Annotated in this window: 17 protein-coding genes; 7 read left to right on the top strand and 10 right to left on the bottom strand. The window is 70.4% G+C overall.

The window, feature by feature from the left end:
• Positions 1-9: 9 nt before the first annotated feature.
• The 5 genes from ACWJIO_RS08890 to ACWJIO_RS08870 are packed head-to-tail and all read right to left on the bottom strand — an operon-like array spanning position 10 to position 5,488.
• Positions 10-585, bottom strand: a complete 576-nt coding sequence (locus ACWJIO_RS08890; RefSeq protein WP_193913024.1) for a KdsC family phosphatase — start codon at positions 583-585, stop codon at positions 10-12.
• Positions 586-590: 5 nt separating this feature from the next.
• A complete protein-coding gene (gene kdsA / locus ACWJIO_RS08885; RefSeq protein WP_480312910.1) occupies positions 591-1,412 on the bottom strand; it encodes a 3-deoxy-8-phosphooctulonate synthase in 822 nt (273 codons plus the stop codon).
• A 58-nt stretch (positions 1,413-1,470) separates the two neighbouring features.
• A complete protein-coding gene (locus ACWJIO_RS08880; RefSeq protein ID WP_480312909.1) occupies positions 1,471-2,487 on the bottom strand; it encodes a KpsF/GutQ family sugar-phosphate isomerase in 1,017 nt (338 codons plus the stop codon).
• A gap of 53 nt (positions 2,488-2,540) precedes the next feature.
• The gene (gene selD, locus ACWJIO_RS08875; RefSeq protein ID WP_480312907.1) at positions 2,541-4,664 is read right to left on the bottom strand and encodes a selenide, water dikinase SelD; all 2,124 of its coding nucleotides are present in this window, start codon (positions 4,662-4,664) and stop codon (positions 2,541-2,543) included.
• A 32-nt stretch (positions 4,665-4,696) separates the two neighbouring features.
• Entirely contained in the window at positions 4,697-5,488 is a 792-nt protein-coding gene (locus ACWJIO_RS08870; RefSeq protein WP_480312906.1) for a pentapeptide repeat-containing protein, read from the bottom strand.
• Positions 5,489-5,603: 115 nt separating this feature from the next.
• Here ACWJIO_RS08870 and ACWJIO_RS08865 point away from each other — a divergent pair, with 115 nt between their 5' ends.
• Complete coding sequence (locus ACWJIO_RS08865; RefSeq protein WP_480312905.1) at positions 5,604-6,725, top strand: pyridoxal phosphate-dependent aminotransferase; 1,122 nt, start codon at positions 5,604-5,606, stop codon at positions 6,723-6,725.
• A 22-nt stretch (positions 6,726-6,747) separates the two neighbouring features.
• Here the strand turns inward: ACWJIO_RS08865 and ACWJIO_RS08860 are convergent, their stop codons facing one another.
• Entirely contained in the window at positions 6,748-7,860 is a 1,113-nt protein-coding gene (locus ACWJIO_RS08860) for a UDP-N-acetylglucosamine--N-acetylmuramyl-(pentapeptide) pyrophosphoryl-undecaprenol N-acetylglucosamine transferase (RefSeq protein ID WP_480312904.1), read from the bottom strand.
• A 49-nt stretch (positions 7,861-7,909) separates the two neighbouring features.
• Between ACWJIO_RS08860 and ACWJIO_RS08855 the strand changes: the two genes are divergently transcribed.
• Positions 7,910-8,683, top strand: coding sequence for a hypothetical protein (locus ACWJIO_RS08855; protein ID WP_480312903.1), 774 nt, complete (start codon positions 7,910-7,912; stop codon positions 8,681-8,683).
• 8 nt (positions 8,684-8,691) lie between these two features.
• On the opposite strand, the gene ACWJIO_RS08850 is transcribed toward ACWJIO_RS08855, so the two are convergent.
• The gene (locus ACWJIO_RS08850; protein ID WP_480312902.1) at positions 8,692-9,597 is read right to left on the bottom strand and encodes an NAD(P)-dependent oxidoreductase; all 906 of its coding nucleotides are present in this window, start codon (positions 9,595-9,597) and stop codon (positions 8,692-8,694) included.
• Between the two features lie 256 nt (positions 9,598-9,853).
• On the opposite strand from ACWJIO_RS08850, the gene ACWJIO_RS08845 reads away from it, so the two are divergent.
• On the top strand, positions 9,854-11,617 hold the full coding sequence (locus ACWJIO_RS08845; RefSeq protein WP_480312901.1) for a vanadium-dependent haloperoxidase: 1,764 nt from the start codon (positions 9,854-9,856) through the stop codon (positions 11,615-11,617).
• An 80-nt stretch (positions 11,618-11,697) separates the two neighbouring features.
• Here the strand turns inward: ACWJIO_RS08845 and ACWJIO_RS08840 are convergent, their stop codons facing one another.
• A complete protein-coding gene (locus ACWJIO_RS08840) occupies positions 11,698-12,903 on the bottom strand; it encodes a phosphoglycerate kinase (RefSeq protein WP_480312900.1) in 1,206 nt (401 codons plus the stop codon).
• A 149-nt stretch (positions 12,904-13,052) separates the two neighbouring features.
• On the opposite strand from ACWJIO_RS08840, the gene ACWJIO_RS08835 reads away from it, so the two are divergent.
• Genes ACWJIO_RS08835 through ACWJIO_RS08825 form a run of 3 tightly spaced genes read left to right on the top strand, consistent with a single transcriptional unit; the run spans position 13,053 to position 15,350 of the window.
• Positions 13,053-13,424 carry a universal stress protein gene (locus ACWJIO_RS08835; RefSeq protein WP_480312898.1) on the top strand — a complete coding sequence of 124 codons (372 nt, stop codon included), beginning with the start codon at positions 13,053-13,055 and terminating at the stop codon, positions 13,422-13,424.
• Positions 13,424-14,344 carry a ribosome biogenesis GTPase YlqF gene (gene ylqF / locus ACWJIO_RS08830; protein WP_480312897.1) on the top strand — a complete coding sequence of 307 codons (921 nt, stop codon included), beginning with the start codon at positions 13,424-13,426 and terminating at the stop codon, positions 14,342-14,344. The genes ACWJIO_RS08835 and ylqF overlap by 1 nt, the downstream gene beginning before the upstream one ends.
• A gap of 55 nt (positions 14,345-14,399) precedes the next feature.
• The gene (locus tag ACWJIO_RS08825; protein ID WP_480312896.1) at positions 14,400-15,350 is read left to right on the top strand and encodes an RluA family pseudouridine synthase; all 951 of its coding nucleotides are present in this window, start codon (positions 14,400-14,402) and stop codon (positions 15,348-15,350) included.
• Here the strand turns inward: ACWJIO_RS08825 and ACWJIO_RS08820 are convergent.
• Both ACWJIO_RS08820 and ACWJIO_RS08815 read right to left on the bottom strand, forming a co-directional pair.
• Complete coding sequence (locus ACWJIO_RS08820; RefSeq protein ID WP_480312894.1) at positions 15,347-15,883, bottom strand: heparin lyase I family protein; 537 nt, start codon at positions 15,881-15,883, stop codon at positions 15,347-15,349. The genes ACWJIO_RS08825 and ACWJIO_RS08820 overlap by 4 nt on opposite strands.
• Positions 15,884-16,271: 388 nt before the next feature.
• Positions 16,272-17,873 (bottom strand): dipeptide ABC transporter ATP-binding protein, encoded by a 1,602-nt coding sequence (locus tag ACWJIO_RS08815; protein WP_480312893.1) that lies wholly within the window; start codon positions 17,871-17,873, stop codon positions 16,272-16,274.
• Positions 17,874-18,116: 243 nt separating this feature from the next.
• Here ACWJIO_RS08815 and ACWJIO_RS08810 point away from each other — a divergent pair, with 243 nt between their 5' ends.
• The gene (locus ACWJIO_RS08810; protein ID WP_480313173.1) at positions 18,117-20,435 is read left to right on the top strand and encodes a RelA/SpoT family protein; all 2,319 of its coding nucleotides are present in this window, start codon (positions 18,117-18,119) and stop codon (positions 20,433-20,435) included.
• Positions 20,436-20,635: the final 200 nt, after the last annotated feature.

Genomic DNA, 20,635 nt, shown 5'->3' with positions numbered 1-20,635 from the left:
CTGTCCTGATCAGCCGTTGCCGTCGCGCCAGCCCTGCCGGTGCAGGGCCTGCAGGGCGCCGCGCGCTTGCAGCAGCGCCTCCGCCAGCTCCCGCACGGCGCCGTGGCCACCCCGTTGCCGCAGCACCCAGTCGGCCCGGCGGCGCAGGCCCCGGGCGGCATCGGCTGGCGCCACCAGCAGCCCCGCCGCCGGCCGCACCACCAGATCGTTGAGGTCATCGCCGATGAAGGCCGTGTGGGCCGGCGCCGCGCCCAGCTCCGCCTGCAGCTGCCGCAGCCCCGTCAGCTTGTCGCCCACCCCCACGCGGCAGTGGCGGATCTGCAGATGGCGGGCCCGGTGCTCCACCGCCCCGCTGCGGCCGCCGCTGAGCAGGGCCACCTCGAGGCCGGCCTGCTGCAGCAGCCGGATGGCGAGGCCGTCGCGCACGTCGAAGCGCTTCACAACAGCGCCGGCCTCGTCGTAGTGGAGGCCGCCGTCGGTGAGCACCCCGTCCACGTCGCACACCAGCAGCTGCACCGCCGCCAGCCGCGGCCCGATCGCCAGACGCTGCAGGCGGGAGCGCAGGGCGTGCAGGGGGGCGGCCATGGACGTCAGTAGCTGCTGACGGCCAGGTCGTCCTGCACCACGGCCCGCAGCTGCATCAGCTGGCGCAGCAGGGCCTCCAGCCGGTGCAGGGGCACCATGTTGGGCCCGTCGCTGAGGGCCTGGTCGGGGTCGGGGTGCACCTCCATGAACAGCCCATCCACCCCCGCCGCCACCGCCGCCCGGGCCAGGGGCGCCACGAACTCCCGCTGGCCGCCGGAGCTGGTGCCCTGGCCGCCCGGCTGCTGCACGGCGTGGGTGGCATCGAAGATCACCGGGCAGCCCAGGGCCTGCATCTGGGGCACGCTGCGGTAGTCCACCACCAGGGTGTTGTAGCCGAAGCTGGAGCCGCGCTCCGTGAGCCAGAGGCGGCCGCTCTCGGGGGTCAGGCCGCCCTCCCCCAGCTTGTTCACCACCTGGGCCATGTCCCACGGCGCCAGGAACTGGCCCTTCTTCACGTTCACCACCTTGTCGGTGCCGGCCACCGCCTGGGCGGCGGCCTCAAGCAGGTCGGTCTGGCGGCAGAGGAAGGCGGGAATCTGCAGCACATCCACCGCCTGGGCGGCGGCGGCGGCCTGGTGGCTCTCGTGGATATCGGTGAGCACGGGGATGCCCAGCTGCTGCCGCACCTCCTGGAGGATCCCCAGGCCCTCCTCGGCGCCGGGCCCGCGGAACGACTTGCCCGAGCTGCGGTTGGCCTTGTCGAAGCTGGCCTTGAACACATAGCTGATGCCCAGCTCCTTGCAGAGCTCGCTCACCCGCTCGGCCACCTGCAGCACCAGATCGCGGCTCTCGATCACGCAGGGTCCGGCGATCAGGCGAAAGGTCATCGGGAGGGCCAGGGGGGAGAGGAACTGGGGACTGGGCGGGGTCAGGGGTGGGGGGAACTCAGCTGGAGCTGGAGCTGAAGCCGGCCCGCACCAGATCATGCAGCCGCAGCAGCCCCACAAGCTGGCTGGAATCCTGCGGCGACACCACCGGCAGCACCGAAATCGCCTGGCGGCGGTTGCGCTCCATCAGCTCCAGGGCCTCGGCGGCCAGCACGTCGGGGGTCACGGTGATCGGATCGCTGGTGGCCATCTCGGCGGCGGTGATCCGGTCCCAGTCGCCCGGGCCATGGCGCTGCAGGGTGCGGCGCAGGTCGCCGTCGGTGATCAGCCCCGCCAGCTGGGAGGGATCGCTGCCGTGCACCCAGCTCGCCCCGAGGCTGCCCCGGCCCGGACTGCCCTGGGTGAGGTGGGCGATCACCACCGGCAGGCGCGCCTCCGGGTGCAGGGCCTCGATCTCGGCGGCGGGCACCATCAGGTCGCCGACCGTGAGGGTGAGGCGCCGGCCGAGGGAGCCGGCCGGGTGGTTGATGGCGAAGTCCACCGGCGAGATGCCGGCCCGCTCCATCCACACCGCCGCCAGGGCATCGCCGATGGCCATGGCCACGGCCGTGCTGGCGGTGGGGGCCAGGTTGAGGGGGCAGGCCTCCCGGTCCACCGCCCCGTCGAGCACCAGGTCGCAACCCCGCGCCAGGCTCGACTCCAGCCGTCCCACCAGGGCGATGCGGCTGGTGCCGCGTCGCTTCAGGTGGGGCAGGATCGCCAGCAGCTCCTCGGTTTCGCCGCTGTTGGAGAGCAGCAGGGTCACGTCATCGGCGGCCACGATGCCCAGGTCGCCGTGCAGGGCGTCCACGGGATTGAGAAACACCGCCGTGAGGCCGATCGAGGAGAAGGTGGCGGCAATCTTGCGGGCCACGATGCCGCTCTTGCCGACGCCTGTCACCACCAGCTTGGCCCGGCGCTGGCGGCAGCTCTCCAGCAGCTCCAGCGCAGCCTCCACCTGCTGGGGATCGAGACGCTCGGCGGCCGCGGCGATCGCGGAGGCCTCCTCCTGCAGGCAGCGGGTGAGGGCGGACAAGGGCTGCACGGGGATTGGCGTCAATCTTCCAGCACCGCTCAACCCAGCGCCCGTCAACCCAGCACCCTCCCCACCACGGCGGCAGCCGGGAAGCCCGCCAGGCGCAGGCTTGCAACGGCGGCCTCTGCCTCCTCTCCCGGCACGGCCGCCAGCAGGGGGCCGCAGGTCTGGGGGTCGATCAGCAGGGCCCGCAGGGCCGTGTCCTGGGCTGCCCTGCCTGGGCCGGCTGCGGCGCCAGGCTCCAGCCGCACCGGGCCCGCCAGCAGCTCCAGGGCGCCGGCGTTGGCCGGTGCCAGGCTGCTGGCATGGCCCTGCTGCAGCAGCTCCAGACCCCCCGCCAAGCTCGGAATAGCCCCTGCGGCCAACACCACCTCCAGGCCGGCTCCACTCGCCGCCAGCATCTCGCCCAGGTGCCCCAGCAGCCCGTAGCCGGTCACGTCCGTGCAGGCGCGGCAGCCGTGCTGCCGCAGCAGGGGCACCAGGGGGGCCTGGCTCTGCTGCAGCTGCTCGAGGGCGGCGTCGATCCAGCGGGCCCGGGCCGCCCCGGCCATGGCGGCAGCGAACAGCACCCCCGTGCCCAGCGGACGGCTGAGCAACAGGGCATCACCTGGCTGCAGCGGCCCCTTGGGCCAGTGCTGCCGCGGCTCCACCAGCCCATTGACGCTGAGGGCCACCACCAGGCCGCCGCCGTCGCGGGCCTCCAGAGTGTGGCCGCCCAGCAGGGGAGCCTGCAGGGGTTCCAGCACCGAGCGGATCCCGGCCAGGCTCTGGTGCAACAGCTCCTGCTGCAGGGAGGCCGCGGCCTGGGGCAGGGTCAGCACCGCCAGGGCACTGTGCACCTGGGCGCCGCTGGCCCAGAGGTCGCTGCAGGCGTGCAGGGTGGAGAGGCGGGCGTTGAGCCAGGCATCGGCCACCAGGGCGGGGAAGCCATCCACGCTCTGCAGCAGCAGCGCCCCGTCGGCCGTGCGCGTCACCGAGGCGGCGTCTTCAGCCGAGGTGCTCTGGCCGCTCTGGGCGAGGGCCGCCAGCAGCGGTGCGGCCGGCAGCTTGGCGGCGCAGCCGCGGCAGGCCATGGCATCAGCGGGGCCGGGCGCCATGGCGCCATCGGGCAGAAAGCGCTGCATGAAGCGCCGGTCGATGCGGTCTTTCCAGCGCCACAGCCAGCGGCTGGGGCCGAGCGCCAGGGGGCCCCACAGGGCGATGGCCCGGGGGGGGCGGCCCGTGGCACCACCGCCATCACCGAGCAGTTGCAGCGCCCAGCGCTGGGGCCGCCAGGGGCGCAGGGCTGGCAGGCGGGCAGGATCAGCCGCCAGCAGCCGCTCCAGGTTCACAGCGAGGGTATGGGCCGCCCGCACGGCCCATACCCCCGAGGGCGCCCGGGGCGCCGCGGCCAGCACGGCGCAGTCGCCGCAGGCCAGGATCGCGGGGTGGCCCTGCACCTGCAGGCTGGCCTCGGTGAGCACCCGGCCGCGCCGATCACAGGCCAGGCCGGCGGCGGCCAGCCAGGCGGGAGCGGCGCTTCCCGTGCAGGCCAGATCGGCAGCCGCCTCAGGTTCCACGCCCCGGCGCACCACCACCTGGGCGGCCCGCAGCAGCCGCTCTCCGAGCCGGTTGGCTGCTCCCGAGCCGAGGTGCAACCCCTGGCCGCGCAACAGCAGCTCCACCTGCTGACCACGACGGCGCAGGGCCAGGGCCAGCTCCACGGCGGCGGCGCCGCCGCCCCGGATGCGCAGTCTGCGATCGAGGGGCTCCAGGCCGTCCAGCCAGGCGAGCAAAGGCTCCAGGGGCTTCACAGCCAGGGCCGGCGCTGGGCTGGTGCCGGCCGTCACGGCACCCACGTCGAGGCTGAGCCAGTCCCAGCGCAGCGGCGGGCGGCCCTGCAGAGGCAACTGACGTCGCTGGGGATCGAGGCCGGTGATCTCGGCGCGGATGAAGGCCACGCCGGCCCGCTGGCACAGCTGGCGCAGATCGATGCTGGCCTCGTCGCGGCTGTAGAGGCCCGCCACCAGGCCCGGCACCATGCCCGAGTAGATGGCCGTGCTGTGCCGGCTCACCAGGCTCACCTGGCCCGGCTGGGGCCGCCGGCCGCGGCCCATGGCCCAGCGCAGCAGCACCAGGGCATGGGTGTGGCCGCCGCCGGCCAGGAGCAGGTGGCCAGCCGGGCCGGAGGAACGCATGGGCGGGCGGAGTGGGCCGGAGCGGGCGGGGCTCAGAAGGGCAGGGGCATGAAGGCCTTGGCGGCCAGGGGCAGCAGGAACTGCAGAGCGCCCACCGTGCCGCCCACCAGGGCCCCCCCAAGGCCATTGCCTCCTCCGCCCGGCTGGCCCGGTGGCGCGCTGATGGTGGCAGCGGCCTGGCGCAGCTGGGCCGCCTGGGTCTCCTCGCCGCCGGCGGCGTAGAGGCTGGCGGCGTAGTTGAAGTCGTTGGCGGCCTGCTGGGCCTTGCCCTGCTCACCGCGGGTGATGCCCCGGGCCACCCAGCTCACGGCCGCGGCGGGTTGCTGCCGGATCGCCGAACTGAAGAACTGCTCCGCCTCCGGATAGCGTCCCTGCTGGGCAGCCTGCACGCCGGCGTTGTGCAGTTCCCCGAAGCTCAGCTGGCCGTGGTCCACCCCCCGGGCTCCCTGCCAGTGGGCGCGGGAGAGGGCTCCCGGATCGAGCAGGGCACCGCTCAGGTCAGCCTGGCGCAGGTCGGTGCCCTCCAGCCGGGCGCCGCGCAGGTCGGCGCCCCGCAGGGAGGCGCCCTGCAGGGTGGTGAAGCTCAGATCCGCCCCCATCAGCTGGGCGCCATCCAGCCTGGCCTGGCCGAGGTTGGCGCGCTGCAGGCGGGCCTGGCGCAGGTCCACGTCCTCCAACCGGGCGTGGACCAGATCGGCGCCGGTGAGGTTGCAGCGCGGGCACTGCCGCTGCTCCAGCAGCTGGAGCAGGTCGTCGGTGGAAGAGGCGCGCGCGGAGCCGCCCAGCAGCGCAGGAGATCCCAGGCTGAGGGCGGCGAGCAGCATCAAGGTGCTGGATCGGAGCGCGCCCAGGCTTCGGGATGCCCACCAGTCCCGTGTCATGGCCCGGCTCACCAATGCTGGCGTTATAGCGCCAAAGCCCCGTGCCTAGCGTTCGATCATGGACAGCGGCGGTACAGGCGAGCGACACGGCGGCAACCTGGCCGCCGCCGCCGCCCGTCTGGGCCAGCCCCCCGGCCGACTGCTCGATGCCAGCGCCTCCCTGGTGCCCTTCGGGCCGCCCTGGGCCCTGCGCCGTGCCCTGCTGGGGGCGTCCCTCGGTTCGGCCGTGCAGGTCTACCCCGACCGCGGCTGGCAGCGGCTGCGGGGGCAGCTGGCGGCACTGCATGGGCTGGAGCCGGCCCAGGTGCTGCCAGGCAATGGCGCCGCTGAACTGTTCACCTGGGCGGGCCGCGACGCCGCCGCAGCGGGGCTCAGCCTGGTGCCCCAGCCGGGTTTCGCCGACTACAGCCGGGCCCTGGCCTGCTGGGGCGGCCGGTGGCAGGGGCTGCCCCTGCCGCTGACCTGGCCCGAGGCCTTCCCCCAGCCCTTTCCGGCCCTCGCCGACAGCCCCAGCCCAGCGGGCGAGGCCCAGGTGCTGTGGATCTGCAACCCCCACAACCCCACCGGCCAGCTGTGGAGCCGCCACTCCCTCGAACCGCTGCTGGAGCGCCACCGCCTGGTGGTGTGCGACGAGGCCTTCCTGCCCCTGGTGCCGGGCGGGGAGGCCCAGTCGCTGCTGCCCCTGCTGCAGCGCCATCCGAACCTGGTGGTGGTGCGCAGCCTCACCAAGCTGCTGGCCTGCGCCGGCCTGCGCATCGGCTATGCCCTCGGCAGCCCCGAACGGCTGCGGCGCTGGGCCGCCTGGCGCGATCCCTGGCCCGTCAACGGCCTCGCCCTGGCGGCGGTGGAGCAGCTGCTGGCCGATCCGTCGGCCCTGGCGGGCTGGACCCGGCGGGTGCATGGCTGGCTGGCCCAGGAGCAGCCCTGGCTGCGGCGGCAGCTCGGGCGCTGGAGCCAGTTCACGGCCATGCCCTCGGCGGCCAACTTCCTGCTGCTGCGCGGCAGCGGCCCGCTGGTGGAACTGCGCCAGGCCATGGAGCGCCGCCACGGCATCCTGCTGCGCGACTGCCGATCGTTCGAGGGGCTCGGAGCCAGCTGGCTGCGCCTCGGCCTGCAGGACCGGCGCGGCCATCGGCGGCTGTTGGCAGCGCTGGCCCAGGAGCTGCCCCCCACCGACTGACTCAGAGCCGCACTCAAGCGGATCACGCGCGCGAGCGGGAACGGGAGCGGGCTCGACTGGGGGCCACCAGTTGCTCCAGCAGGCTGGCCAGCTGCCGATCGGCATCTGGGGTGTCCAGCCGGGCCATGCCCTGGGCCATGGCCGTCAGGGGGTCGGCTGCCGGTGGCACGCAGCGCAGGCGCGGGCCCAGCAGCCGCCACACGGCGCGCTCCAGGGTGGGCAGCTCCGGGGCGTGCTGCTGCACGATCGCAGCCGCAGCCAGGCTCGCGGCCGCCTCGGCGTTGGCGTCCTGGTGGTGGTCGGCGGCGCTGGGGTAGGGCACCAGGATGGCCGGGGTACGGCAGGCGGCCAGCTCGCTGAGGGCTCCAGCCCCGGAGCGGCTGATCGCCAGGGACGTGGCCTCCAGCAGAGCCGCCATCTCATCGCTGAAGGGCCGCTCCACCACCCCTGGGGGCAGGGGGGCGCCAGCCTCCGGATCACTGCTGCCGGTGAGGTGCACCACCCTCACCCCCGCTGCGCTCAGCCGGGGCAGCAGCGGCCGCACCATCCGGTTCAGGCCCAGGGCCCCCTGACTGCCGCCCATCACCAGCAGCAGCGGACCCTCGCCGCCGGGCAGCCAGGCCGGGGGGGCGGTGGGCGCGCGGAATTCCGGCCTCACCGGAGTGCCCGTCACCAGCACCTGGCAACCCGGCAGATGGGCCACGGCCTGGGGCAACCCCACCGCCAGCCGCGTGCAGAACCGCCCCAGCAGCCGCGTCACCCGTCCCGGCACAGCGTTGCTGTCGTGCAGCACCACGGGCACGCCGCACCAGCGGGCCGCCAGAATTGCCGGGGCGGCGATGTAGCCGCCGCTGCTGAACACGGCATCGATCTGCTCGCGGCGGAGCAGCCGCCGCACGCTGCCGATGGCCGCCAGCAGCCGCAGCAGGTTGAGCAGCTTGCGCAGACCCCGGCCCTGCAGCCCCCCCGCCTTCACCGTGTGCAGGGGATAGCGCCTGGGCACCAGCTCCCGCTCAAGCCGGTCCGGCACCCCCAGCCAGCGCACGTCCCAGCCGGGTGGAAGGGCTTCGGCCACGGCCAGGGCGGGGAAGAGATGTCCACCGGTGCCACTGGCCGCGATCAGGAGCCTGGGCATGGACGTGGCCACCAACGGTGCCTAACTTAAAAGCCGTCCCAGCAGCAGCATGCGCCACCCACGGCACCGTTCCCTGCGCTCCGCGCTGCTGAGCGCGGCGATCCTGCTGCCGTTGCTCGGCCTCGAGGCGCCGCTGGCCCCGCCGGCCCGCGCCGCCGCGCCGCTCGCGGCCCAGCTTGAGACCCTGCAGGCCGCCCTCAATGGCCAGGGAGATCTGGAAGCTCTCCTGAAGGGCGGGCCGGGCCTGGACCCAGGCGGCGTGGTGCGGCGCCGCAACAGCTTGCTGCGCGAGTTCCCCGATGCCCGCTGGACTCTCACCCCGGGCGAGCCCCTGCGCGACGGCCGCGCCACCGTGATGCTGCAGGTGAGCGGCAGCCGCTCCGAAGGGCCCACCATCTACCGCCTCGAAGCGGAGCAGCGGATCGCCATCGAAAGTGACGGCCGCCGCATCACCGGCCAGACGGTGATCAACGAGCAATCCGTGCTGCGCAGCGGCGACGCCCCGTTACCCGTGAGCCTGCTGATCCCCGATGTGGTGCTGACAGGCCAGCGCTACGACGTGGACGTCATCTTTGATGAGCCCCTGGAAGGGGCGATTGCGGCGGGCGGGATCGTGGCCCTCAGCCCCGAGGATGTGGCGACCCAGGACAGCCCCAGCCTGGCGCTTGAGGCCCTCGGCGGCGGCGGTCTGTTCAAGACGGTGCAGGCCCCCTACACGCCAGGGGAACAGACCTGGGCCGTGCTGATGGTGCATCCCAAGGGAATCGTGAGCGCCACCAAGCGGGTGCGGGTGGTGGCGGATCGGGCCCAGCTCACCCTCTGAAGCCCAGCTCACTCCCTGAACCAACGGGCCAGAGCTGAAACGTCGTCGTCGCCGTGGCCCCTGGCCATCAGGGCGTCTTCGATGGCGGCCACCCGCTCGGCCAGGGGCAGGGAGAGATCCACGGCAGCGGCAGCCTCCAGGGCGATGGCGAGATCCTTGCGGTGCAGCGCCAGGCGGAAGCCCAGGGGGTAGTGGCCATCAAGCATCTGGCCGGCCCGGTGCTCCAGGGCCCAGGAGCCCGCCGCCCCGGGTTTGAGGGCTTCCACCACCTGGGGCATGGGCAGCCCCAGGCGACTGCCCAGCGCCATCGCCTCGGCGACAGCCCCGTAGCTGCCCGCCACCAGAACCTGGTTCACGGCCTTGGCCTGCTGACCCGCCCCCACCGGCCCGAAGTGGCTGATGTGCTGCCCCACCACCTCCAGCAGGGGCCTGGCCCGGGCCAGGTCCTCAGGGGCGGCTCCCACCAGCACCGAGAGGGTTCCAGCAGCGGCGCCCTCGGTGCCCCCCGTCACGGGGGCATCCAGGTAGGCGACCCCGTGGTCGGCTAAATGAGCGGCCAGCCGGCGGCTGGTGGCAGGCGCGATCGTGGAGAAGTCGATCACCAGGGATCCCGGCTGCAGCCCTTCGATCGCCCCGTCGGGGCCGAGCAGCACGGCCTCCACAGCCGGTCCATCACTGACGCAGACGCAGAGCAGTTCGGCGCCCGCCGCGGCGTCGGCTGGGCTGGTGGCCGAGTGTGCCCCGGCGGCCACAATGGGCTCCTCCCTGGCACGGCAACGGTTGTGGACCAGCAAGCGGTATCCCGCAACCAGGAGGTTCCTGGCCATGGGGGCACCGAGGGCGCCCAGCCCCACGAAGGCGACGCTGGTGGGTGTGGGCGACTGGTTCACCGGGTCGGGAAACGATCGGGTCATCGGGAGAGTGCGCTCGGCGTAGGGCCTGCGGGCCCAGACGGGGAAGCATGGAGTCTTCTGCAGGCCGCTCCTGACCGGCCGGCCTGAAGGCCCCGGAAGCTCGCCGAAACGTTGGGATACGGAAGACTTTCCAGGCAGAAGATCTCATCATTTTCGTGCTTGCGTAGCGGGGTGATCGCATCCGATAAGTCGTATCAATTCAACATGACTTTTGGCACGGCGGCGGCGATCACATCGCTCCACTGAAACTAGGATGATGGTATTTCCAACTCCGAATAGCGACGAGATTAGACAGTTTGGCGACGCAAAAGCAGCATTCATTGGCAGTTTCCATAAGACGCTCCAACACAATGAATTTGGAGAGGTTGATCGCGATCAGTATCGAGACTTCATGCGTACCTGCCTGGAGATTGAGGCGGGCTCACCTGTCAAATTTGAGCGCACACCCAGCTATCGCATCCAACCCGGAGACTTTGCCACCTCAGCTGACGCAGAAGAAACCCGCGCGGTGGCGCGATTTGTGAATCCACTGGCCGGCGCGGCCCGCGAGAGCTACGGACCAGACCCCAAGACCCTGGAGATGCTGCCGGCGCCATCCATCTCCTCTGTGAGCTCAGCGGCCGAGATGGTGGAGCTCTACTGGATGGCGCTGCTGCGCGATCTGCCTCTGAGCGCGTTCTCCGCAGCGCATCTGGCCGAGGCGGTGATCCAGGTCGGGGAGGCCTTCCAGCAGGCCCTGGAGCAGGACCGGGCCCAGGGAAGCCTGAAGCTGGGTCTTGACCTGCCGGTGACCAGCGCCGGCCAACTCGACATCAGGCCGGAAACACTCTTCCGCAGTGGACTGCATGATGAGGAATTTGGACCGATCATCAGCCAGTTCTTCCTTCGCGATGTGGGCTATGGCACCCAGAGGATCAGCGTCCAGCAGGTGCCCTATCTCCGCAAGAGAGATTTCCTGACAACCCACGAGGACTGGCTGCGGGCACAAAACACAGGCAAGGATAAGTTTGGTCGCGATTATGGCGCCTGCAACCACTTTGGTGATCAGCTCAATCAGGCTCGCCGAGCCGAAGGTGCCGATTACTACCCAGCAGATTTCAGGCCTCGCCACATCTCAACCATGCGAGACCTGGCTCGCTTTGTGAATCGAGATGCCCTCCACCAAGCCTACTTCAATGCTGCCCTTTTCCTTTCAGACATTGGTGCGCCGCTGGATGATGGCAATCCCTACAAAGGCGGCGTGCGCGTCAGCCGTGAGAATGGATTCGCCACCCTGGGTGGCCCCGATCTGCTCACCTTTGTGTCCGAGGTAGCCAGCCGTGCCTTGAAGGTGGTGTGGAGGCAGAAGTGGCTGGTGCACCGTCGCTGCCGCCCCGAGGTCTACGGCGGGCTGGTTCAGATGCAGTGCCAGGGGCTGGCTGGAGCAGGGCAACGGGACTACAACTTACCCGTGTCGACCGTGCTGCCTGCGGCGAACAGGATTGAAAGCGCCTTCGGCAGCTTCTTTCTGCCGATGGCGTTCTCGGCCGGATCCCCGAATCACCCCGCCTACGGGGCAGGCCACGCCACGGTTGCCGGGGCCTGCGTCACCGCCCTCAAAGCCTGGTTTGATGAGGACCAGAAGCTCGGCGACCTGCTTGATGGCTTCCCCGAAGGCCGGCGCAGGGACCCCCTGCTCGGCCCCCTCTGTCTCTTGGCACCTGGTACCCACCAAGGAGAGGAGGCCTTTGAAGTGCCTCAGCGCTACCCCGGCTCAGATGCCGATCGCATCACCGTGGGCGGTGAGCTGAACAAGCTCGCCTCCAATGTGGCCATGGGGCGCAGCATGGGAGGCGTTCACTGGCGCACGGACAACACCAGGAGCCTGCGCCTTGGCGAACAGATCACGATTGAAATTCTGCGCACACGCACCGCCGAATACTTCGAGAAGCCAGTCTCTTTGAGCTTCCGCAGTTTCGATCGCGACTGGATCAGTGTCGGCAGTGGTGAGGTGCGCGTCAACGGAGAGTTACGCCGCTGATTCAGCGGGGGGCCAGAGGCTGCCGGGTTCACCCCGGCAGCCAGGCCTGATCGCGGAGGCCCAGCGCAGGCCCGCTGAGCTCAGGCGTCGTCAAGGGCGGAGACGCCAGGCAGCACCTTGCCCTCCAGCAGCTCCAGGCTGGCGCCACCGCCGGTGGAGATGTGGCTCATCTTGTCGGCCACACCCACCTTCTCCACGGCGGCCACGGAGTCGCCCCCGCCGATGATCGTGCAGCAGCCCTTGGCGCTGAGGTCGGCCAGGGTGTGGGCGATGCCGTTGGTGCCGGCGGCGAACTGGTCGAACTCGAACACGCCCATGGGGCCGTTCCAGATCACGGTCTTGCAGTCGGCCAGGGCCGCCTGGAAGGCCTTGAGGGCATCGGGACCGATGTCGAGGCCCATCCAGCCGTCGGGAATGGCGTCGATCGGGGTGGTCTGGCTGTTGGCGTCGGGGGCGAAGGCGTCGGCCAGCACCACATCGGTGGGCAGCAGCAGTTGCACCCCCTTGGCGGCCGCCTTTGCTTCGAGTTCCCTGGCGAGTTCGAGCTTGTCCTCCTCCACCAGGCTCTTGCCCACCGCCAGGCCGCGGGCCTTGTAGAAGGTGAAGATCATGCCGCCGCCGATCAGCACCTTGTCGCACTTGTCGATCAGGGCCTCGAGCACGCCGATCTTGCTGCTCACCTTGGAGCCGCCCACGATCGCTGCCAGGGGGCGCTTGGGCTCGTCGATGGCGCCCTGCAGGTACTGCAGCTCCTTCTCCATCAGGTGGCCGGCCACGCTTGGGCTCAGGGCCTTGCTGACCCCCTCGGTGGAGGCATGGGCACGGTGGGCGGCGCCGAAGGCGTCGTTCACGTAGACATCGGCCAGGGCGGCGAGCTGGGCGGCGAAGCCAGGATCATTCTTTTCTTCCTCAGCGAAGAAGCGCACGTTCTCCAGCAGCACCACATCGCCATCGGCCATGGCGGCCACCTTGGCCTCGGCGTCGGGGCCGATGCAGCTCTCGGTTTTCAGCACCGGCTTGCCCAACAGCTCGGCCAGGCGCACCGCCACCGGGGTGAGGCGCATGGCCTCGTTCACCTGGCCCTTGGGCCGGCCGAAGTGGGCCGCCAGGATCACCTTGGCGCCCTTGCCCGTGAGGTCGTTGATCGTGGGCAGGGCGGCGCGGATGCGGGTGTCGTCGGTGATGGCGCCGGCGTCATCGAGCGGTACGTTGAAGTCGACCCGCACCAGCACGCGCTTGCCGCGCAGGTCGTCGGCGGAGAGGCTGGCCAGGGATCGCTTCGCCATGGAGTACGCGGTAAGGGAGGGACAAACGGGCGGGAGCTTAGCTCCCAGCCCCCTCTACCACCCCGGCGGCCGATCTGACCAGCCGCTGGTGGCCTGGATGGCCACCGGGGGCGCCGCGCTCCAGACTGACGCCACTCGGGCATCGACCCATGTTCGACACCGTTCTCTTCCCGATCGATCGCAGCCGCCAGGCCGTCGACACCGCCGCCGTGGCCCTGCAGCTGGTGCAGCAGCACAGCAGCCGCCTGGTGCTGCTCTCCGTCGTGGAGCCCGACGACGACCCGGCCGCGGTGGCCGCCCTGCTGCAGGAGGCGCGCCAGAGTTTCGAGCAGCAGGGGGTGGCCTGTGAGCTGGTGGAGCGGGAGGGCAAGCCCGCCTTCGTGATCGGCGATGTGGCCGATGAGATCAATGCCGATGTGATCGTGATGGGCACCCGTGGCATCTCCATCGAGAGCGATCAACAGAGCACCGCGGCCCGGGTGATCCAGCTGGCGCCGTGTCCGGTGCTGGTGGTGCCCTGATGCCCCCCCAGCCCCAGACCATCCAGCTCAGCGTCAACGCGCCGGCGATCCAGTGGTATCCGGGCCACATCGCCAAGGCGGAAAAGGCCCTGGCCGAGGCGCTCGCCAAGGTGGACCTGGTGATCGAGGTGCGGGATGCCCGCATCCCCCTGGCCACGGGCCATCCCCGCCTGCAGCGCTGGATCGGCAGCAAGCACCACCTGCTGGCCCTCAACCGGGTGGACATGATCCCCAGGGCCGCCCGGGACGAGTGGAGCGCCTGGTTCAAGCGCCAGGGGCAGGTGGTGTGGTGGTGTGACGCCAAGGTGGGCACCGGCGTGAAGCAGCTGCAGCAGGCCGCCATCCGGGCGGGCGCCGCCCTCAACGCCCGCCGCCTGGGTCGGGGCATGCGGCCCCGGCCGGTGCGGGCGCTGATGCTGGGCTTCCCCAATGTGGGCAAGTCGGCCCTGATCAACCGGCTGGTGCGCCAGAAGGTGGTGGACAGTGCCCGCCGGGCCGGCGTCACCCGCAGCCTGCGCTGGGTGCGGCTGGGCCAGGACCTCGACCTGCTCGATGCCCCCGGCGTGCTGCCGCCCCGGCTGGATGACCAGCAGGTGGCCCTGCGGCTGGCCCTCTGCGACGACATCGGCCAGGCGGCCTACGACAACGAGGCGGCGGCCCTGGCCTTCCTGCAGTTGCTGGTGCTGCTGCAGGCGGTGCCAGCCGCCGGCGTGCCGAAGGATCTGCTGTTGCGCCGCTATGGCCAGGCCCAGGCCGACCTGCCCGCCGGCGGCCCCGATGTGGAGGGCTGGCTGCAGGCCGCCGCCGGGCGGCACACCAGCGGCGACAGCCTGCGCATGGCCACCAAGCTGCTGGATGACTTCCGCTGCTCAAGGCTCGGGGCCATGGCCCTGGAGCTGCCGGCGGCCCCGCTGGCATGAGCGCAGAGCCGATAAACAAAGACCCCATCAACCCAGAGCAGGGGAGGCGTTGCTGATGGCCGCGTTCGGTGAAGGGGAGGGCGAACTGCTGACGCTCTCCTATCCGAAGCCGCTGCCGATGCGGCTGGATCGCTGGCTGGTGGCCCAGCGCCCGGAGCAGAGCAGGGCCCGGATCCAGAAATTCATCGAAGCGGGCTACGTGCGGGTGAATGGGGTCACCGGACGGGCCAAGACCCCCCTGCGGCCAGGAGACAGGGTGGAACTCTGGATGCCGCCACCGGAGCCGCTGCCCTACCTGATGGCCCAGGAGATGCCCCTCGATGTGCTCTACGAGGATGCCCACCTGATCGTGCTCAACAAGCCCGCCGGCCTCACGGTGCATCCGGCGCCGGGCAACAGGGACGGCACCCTGGTGAACGGCCTGCTGCACCACTGCCCCGACCTGCCCGGCATCGGCGGCGAACTGCGGCCCGGCATCGTGCACCGGCTCGACAAGGACACCACCGGCTGCATCGTGGTGGCCAAGAGCCAGGAGGCCCTGGTGAAGCTGCAGGTGCAGATCCAGGAGCGCGTCGCCTCCCGCCACTACCTCGGCGTGGTGCATGGCCAACCCAGGGCCGACCACGGCACCGTGATCGGCGCGATCGGCCGCCACCCGGTGGATCGCAAGAAGTACGCCGTGGTGAGCGACGCCAGCGGCCGGCACGCCTGCACCCACTGGTCGGTGCAGGAGCGGCTGGGGGATTTTGCGCTGCTGCGCTTCCAGCTCGACACCGGCCGCACCCACCAGATCCGGGTGCATGCAGCCCACATCGGCCATCCGATCGTGGGCGACCCCGCCTATTCCCGTTGCCGGCGCCTGCCCGTGGCCCTGCCAGGGCAGGCCCTGCACGCCGTGCAGCTGAGCCTGGATCACCCGATCAGCCGCGAGCGTCTGGTCTGTGAAGCCCCCCTGCCACCGGCCTTTGAGCGGCTGCTGGAGCAGCTGCGGGGCCGACAGCGCTAGAGCGTGCCCACCAGCATGTCGTCGAAGTGGGCGGTGAAGGGCCCAGCGTTGGGCTCATTGCGCTTGTAGATCCCGAATTTGTAGCGGTAGTAGGGGGTCGGGCCGCGGTTGGGGATCGGCTGCACATTGGGTGTTCCTGCCCGGCCAGACCAGCTGCCGATCTGATTGCCATCGGCGGCCACGCTCATGGTGCTGTTGTTGCCGGGGCGAAAGCGAAAGCGCACCTGGAAGCTGTGCCACTGGCCTGGCACAAAGGTGAAGGGGGCCACCTTGTTGAGCTGGCGGGAGTTGCCACGCACGGTCTTGGTGATGAAGTCCACCTTGTGGGATTCACCCCGTCGCATGCGTAGCCCCATGAACGGATTTTTCCCCCCCAGCTGCCAGAGCTGCATCAGGTAGTAGGAGTTATCCGACACCCCACTGGCTTCGGGGATCCGCAGCCGGAAATTGGCCTGGAGGGTGCGTTGGGCCTTGTAATAGCCCTGTTGGGTGAGCTCAGCACGGTCCTTCTGGCCACTGCCCTTGCCGCTCACGCTGAAACTCAGGAAGCGGTTAGTGCCCTCCTGGCCCAGGCTGACCGGCGAGAAGGCGCCCTGGTATTTGCCCAGCAGGTCGGGGGAAGCCTCTTCTCTATAGTTTCCACCGCTACCAAGTCGGGCACTGGGGCCAGGCCGAACCTTCGGTGCGGTTGGGTGGCTATTGAAGATTTCACCGTCACCGGTGATTCGAAGGGTGCTGGCCTTTGGTACGCGCTTTCCCCGGCCGGCGCTCCATGTTTGCCTCCCCCGTCTGTTTCGTTTGCGCATCAGGGTTGGTGGCTGGGCTCGCTGCCTTGGGGCGCAAGGATTAGTCCACTCAGTCTGTAAGGCTCGGCCAGATCTGGCAAGTGGACGTCTAGGACAGCTGACCGCGTCCCGGCGCTCAGGCTGGCTGGGGCAGCCGGGGGCAGGCTTCCACCAGGGTGCGGGTGATGGCGGCCTGGGGATGGCGCAGGAGTTCGGCTCCGGGACCCTCCTCCACGATCCTGCCGCCCTCCAGCACGATCACCCGATGGCAGAAGCCGCCGGCCACGGAGAGGTCGTGGGTCACGAACAGCATCCCCAGCCCGAGACGCTGCTGCAGGTCCCGCAGCAGCGCCAGGACATCGGCCTGCACCTCCGCATCGAGCATGCTCACGCTCTCGTCACAGAGCAGCACCTTGGGCTCCAGGATCAGGGCCCGGGCGATGGCCACCCGCTGCTGCTGGCCGCCGGAGAGCTGGCGCGGCAGCCGCTGCTCAAACGCCTCTGGCGGGTTCAGACCCACCGCCGCCAGCAGCTCCCGGGCCCGCTGCCTGGCTCCCGGCCGACTGGCCAGGCCGTGGATGCGCAGGGGGTCGGCCACGGCGTCACCCACCGTCATCTGGGGATTGAGGCAGGCCAGGGGGTCCTGGAACACCATCTGAAGGCCGCGGCGGGCCTGCCGCAGCGATTCGCCGCGCAGCTGCCGCAGGTCGATGCCATCCAGGCGCACAGCCCCGCCCCGCACGGCGGTGAGGCCCATCAGGGCCCGGCAGAGGGTGCTCTTGCCACAGCCTGAAGCCCCCACGATCCCCACGGTTTCGCCGCGGCTCACCTCCAGGCTCACCCCATCGACGGCCTTCAGCCAGCGGGGCCGCCAGGGGGCCGAGGGCAGCGAATGCCAGCAGCGCAGCGCCTCGATCTCCAGCAGCCGCTGCCGCTCACCCGGTGGACGGGCGCCCGCCGCCTCCCGCTCTCGGGCGCGGGCCACAAGCCGCTGGCTCAGCGGCGCCTGCGGCTCCAGCAGCAGCTGCCGGGCCGGGGCCCGCTCGATCAGGCGGCCCTGGTCGAGCACCGCGATCTGGTCGCACCAGCGCCCGGCCATGGCCAGATCGTGGCTGATCAGCAGCAGGGCACTGCCGGCCTCGCGGCAGAGCTGGGTGAGCTCCGCCATCACCTGGCCGGCCACGGCCACATCGAGGCTGGTGGTGGGTTCATCGGCAATCACCAGCGGTGGCCTCAGGGCCATGGCCAGGGCAATGGCCAGCCGCTGGCGCATGCCGCCGCTGAAGGCATGGGGGTAGTTGTCAAAGCGCTCCGCGCTGATGCCCACCCGCTGCAGCAGGTCCTCAGCCCCCTCCCGCAGGGCGCGCCGCCTCCAGCCGGGGCGATGGGCGGCCAGGGTGTCGGTGAGGTGATCCCCCACCGTCAGCAGCGGATTGAGCCGGGTCATCGGGTCCTGGAACACCAGGCCCACGGCTTCGCCGCGCAGGCGGCGCAGGGCGGCCCGGCCCAGCTGGCGCGGATCCTGGCCACCGAGGCTGAGGCTGCCGCTGCACTGGCTGCCCTCGGGCAGCAGCTGCAGGGCAGCCCGGGCCACGGTGCTCTTGCCGCAGCCGGAGGGGCCCACCAAGGCAAGGGTCTCGCCGGGATGCAGCTCCAGCTCCAGGCCATCGAGGGTGGGGCTCGGCGCGCCCGGATAGCGGACCACCAGGTCCTTCAGGCGCAACACGGGCTCAGTCATGCCCCCCAGCATGGATCCGCTGATGACGACACTGCTCCCGATCGGGCCGCGCCTGCATACGATTGGAGCAGTCCGCAAGGTTGCATGCTCCGCGCGGTTTCCGATCTGAACCCCCCGCTGGAGCACGCCGGCGCCCCGGGCCCAGACACGGTTCACCCGGCGGTGAGTGGTCGGGAAACCGCGGCTGTGACTGCCGACTCCCCGGCGCAGTCCAAGCCGGAGGCAGGGCTGGATAGCGTGGAGGTGGTCCCTTGCCTCGATCTCGCGATCGGGCCTCCGGCAGCCCGGGCTCTACCCAAGCCACGCCCCATCCACAGCCCCGACGACTACGGCGTGGCGCTGCCGGAGTGGTTGCAGCGCTGCATTGAGCACGCTCCCCCTGGCGCTGGCCAGTCGTGCCCCACCGACGCCGAGGCCCTGCTGGCCTCCGCCTTTGACTTCGCCTACCAACTCCACGAGGGCCAGTACCGGGCCTGCGGCGATCCCTACATCGTGCACCCGGTCGCGGTGGCGGATCTGCTGCGGGACATCGGCGCCAGCGCCAGCGTGATCGCCGCCGGCTTCCTCCACGACGTGGTGGAGGACACCGAGGTGACACCAGAAGAGCTGGAGCAGCACTTCGGAGCCGAGGTGCGGGCCCTGGTGGAGGGCGTGACCAAGCTGGGCGGCATCCACTTCACCAACAAAACCGAGGCCCAGGCGGAGAACCTGCGGCGGATGTTCCTGGCCATGGCCAGTGACATCCGTGTGGTGCTTGTGAAGCTGGCCGACCGGCTCCACAACATGCGCACTCTCGCGGCGCTGAAACCCGAGAAGCAGCTGCGCATCGCCCGCGAGACCCGCGAGATCTACGCCCCCCTGGCCAACCGCCTCGGCATCGGCCGGCTCAAGTGGGAGCTGGAGGATCTGGCCTTCAAAATCCTGGAGCCCGAGGCCTACCGGGACGTGCAGCTGCAGGTGGCCACCAAACGGAGTGAGCGCGAGGAACGGCTGCGCGTCACGGTGCAGTTGCTGCGCGACAAGCTCGCCGCCGTGGGGCTCTCGGCCTGCGAGGTGAGCGGCCGCCCCAAACACCTCTATGGCATCTGGAGCAAGATGCAGCGCCAGCAGAAGGCCTTCCACGAGATCTACGACGTGGCCGCCCTGCGCATCCTCTGCCCCAGCCTCGATGGCTGCTACCGCTCCCTGGCGGTGGTGCACGACACCTTCCGCCCCATCCCCGGACGTTTCAAGGACTACATCGGCCTGCCCAAGCCGAATGGCTATCAGTCGTTGCACACGGCGGTGATCGGCCGCCACCGGCCGATCGAGGTGCAGATCCGCACCGCCGAGATGCACCAGGTGGCGGAATACGGCATTGCCGCCCACTGGAAATACAAGGAAGGCGGTTCACCTGCTGCCCTCGGCAACGACGCCGAGCGCTTCAACTGGCTGCGCCAGCTCGTGGACTGGCAGAAGGATGGCGGTGCCCAGGACAGCAACGACTACCTGGCCTCCATCAAGGAAGACCTCTTTGACGAGGAGGTGTTCGTGTTCACCCCCAACGGCGATGTGGTGGGCCTGCGCAAGGGATCCACAGCGGTGGATTTTGCCTTCCGCATTCACTCCGAGGTAGGCAACCACTGCCAGGGTGCACGCATCAACGACCGCCTCTGCCCCCTGGCCACGCCGCTGCAGAACGGCGACTTCGTGCAGATCCTCACGGCCAAATCTGCCCACCCGAGCCTTGACTGGCTCAACTTCGTGGCCACCCCCACGGCCCGCAACCGGATCCGGGCCTGGTATAAGAAGAGCCATCGCGAGGCCAACATCCTGCGCGGCACCGAGATGCTGGAGCGGGAGCTGGGCCGGGAGGGCTTCGATGCCCTGCTCAACGGCGAGGCGATGGCCAAGGTGGCCCGCCGCTGCAACCTGATCAGCACCGACGACCTGCTCGCCAACCTCGGCTTCGGCGGGGTGACCCTGCACCAGGTGCTCAACCGCCTGCGCGAAGAACTGCGCCTCGCCAACAGCGCCGCCGCCCCGGTGCTCAGCAACGAGGAACTGGCCCGCGCCGTGAAAACCCAGGCCGGCCCCTCCACCACCACGGCCAGCCCGATCGGCCCCGGAGCCTCCAGCGCCATCCTGGGGCTTGAGGGCCTCGACTACCGGCTCGGCGGCTGCTGCAGTCCCCTACCCGGGGAAGCGATTCTGGCGGCGGTGGCCCTCGGCAACCACGGCATCACAATTCACCGCCAGGACTGCGCCAACGTGCAGCAGGTGCCGCCCGAGCGCCGCCTACCCGTGCGCTGGAACCCCACCTCCGACCAGGAGAAGCGCCGCTATCCGGTGCAGCTGCGCATCGAGGTGCTCGATCGGGTGGGCGTGCTCAAGGACATCCTGATGCGCCTCTCCGACCACCGCATCAACGTGAGCGACGCCCGCGTGCGCACCACCCCCGGCAAGCCGGCCCGCATTGAACTGCGGGTGGAACTCAGCGGCGCCCACCAGCTCAGCGGCACCCTCAACCAGATCGCCTCGATGGCGGATGTGCTCGACATCTGCCGGACGGGGATTGGGTGAAACGACCGAGGTTGTAGGCGAATGGGTTGTGGGACGGTGGACCAGTTCCCTGCATGCAGAAGCATCAGAATTCTCAGCCAAAGCATTCCTTGGATTCGTGTCCTGACGCATCGTTTTTCTCCACCAGATTGTTGGCAGGCGAAAGCCTGTTCGGAAGTTGTGAGCCTGAATTGGGGCTCACCCGGGATCCTTAAGCTGAT

This window comes from Paraciimarium castrense LEGE 11436, from assembly GCF_056633055.1.
Note: the sequence above shows the minus strand (reverse complement) of the source record. Positions and strands in the feature narration are given on the sequence as shown.

What these genes read in the sequence shown, in the direction of transcription:
- ACWJIO_RS08890 (WP_193913024.1), bottom strand. Translation starts at nt 585, where the DNA reads ATGGCCGCCCCCCTGCACGCCCTGCGCTCCCGCCTGCAGCGTCTGGCG.
- kdsA (WP_480312910.1), bottom strand. Translation starts at nt 1,412, where the DNA reads ATGACCTTTCGCCTGATCGCCGGACCCTGCGTGATCGAGAGCCGCGAT.
- selD (WP_480312907.1), bottom strand. Translation starts at nt 4,664, where the DNA reads ATGCGTTCCTCCGGCCCGGCTGGCCACCTGCTCCTGGCCGGCGGCGGC.
- ACWJIO_RS08870 (WP_480312906.1), bottom strand. Translation starts at nt 5,488, where the DNA reads ATGCTGCTCGCCGCCCTCAGCCTGGGATCTCCTGCGCTGCTGGGCGGC.
- ACWJIO_RS08865 (WP_480312905.1), top strand. Translation starts at nt 5,604, where the DNA reads ATGGACAGCGGCGGTACAGGCGAGCGACACGGCGGCAACCTGGCCGCC.
- ACWJIO_RS08860 (WP_480312904.1), bottom strand. Translation starts at nt 7,860, where the DNA reads ATGCCCAGGCTCCTGATCGCGGCCAGTGGCACCGGTGGACATCTCTTC.
- ACWJIO_RS08855 (WP_480312903.1), top strand. Translation starts at nt 7,910, where the DNA reads ATGCGCCACCCACGGCACCGTTCCCTGCGCTCCGCGCTGCTGAGCGCG.
- ACWJIO_RS08850 (WP_480312902.1), bottom strand. Translation starts at nt 9,597, where the DNA reads ATGACCCGATCGTTTCCCGACCCGGTGAACCAGTCGCCCACACCCACC.
- ACWJIO_RS08845 (WP_480312901.1), top strand. Translation starts at nt 9,854, where the DNA reads ATGGTATTTCCAACTCCGAATAGCGACGAGATTAGACAGTTTGGCGAC.
- ACWJIO_RS08840 (WP_480312900.1), bottom strand. Translation starts at nt 12,903, where the DNA reads ATGGCGAAGCGATCCCTGGCCAGCCTCTCCGCCGACGACCTGCGCGGC.
- ACWJIO_RS08835 (WP_480312898.1), top strand. Translation starts at nt 13,053, where the DNA reads ATGTTCGACACCGTTCTCTTCCCGATCGATCGCAGCCGCCAGGCCGTC.
- ylqF (WP_480312897.1), top strand. Translation starts at nt 13,424, where the DNA reads ATGCCCCCCCAGCCCCAGACCATCCAGCTCAGCGTCAACGCGCCGGCG.
- ACWJIO_RS08825 (WP_480312896.1), top strand. Translation starts at nt 14,400, where the DNA reads ATGGCCGCGTTCGGTGAAGGGGAGGGCGAACTGCTGACGCTCTCCTAT.
- ACWJIO_RS08815 (WP_480312893.1), bottom strand. Translation starts at nt 17,873, where the DNA reads ATGACTGAGCCCGTGTTGCGCCTGAAGGACCTGGTGGTCCGCTATCCG.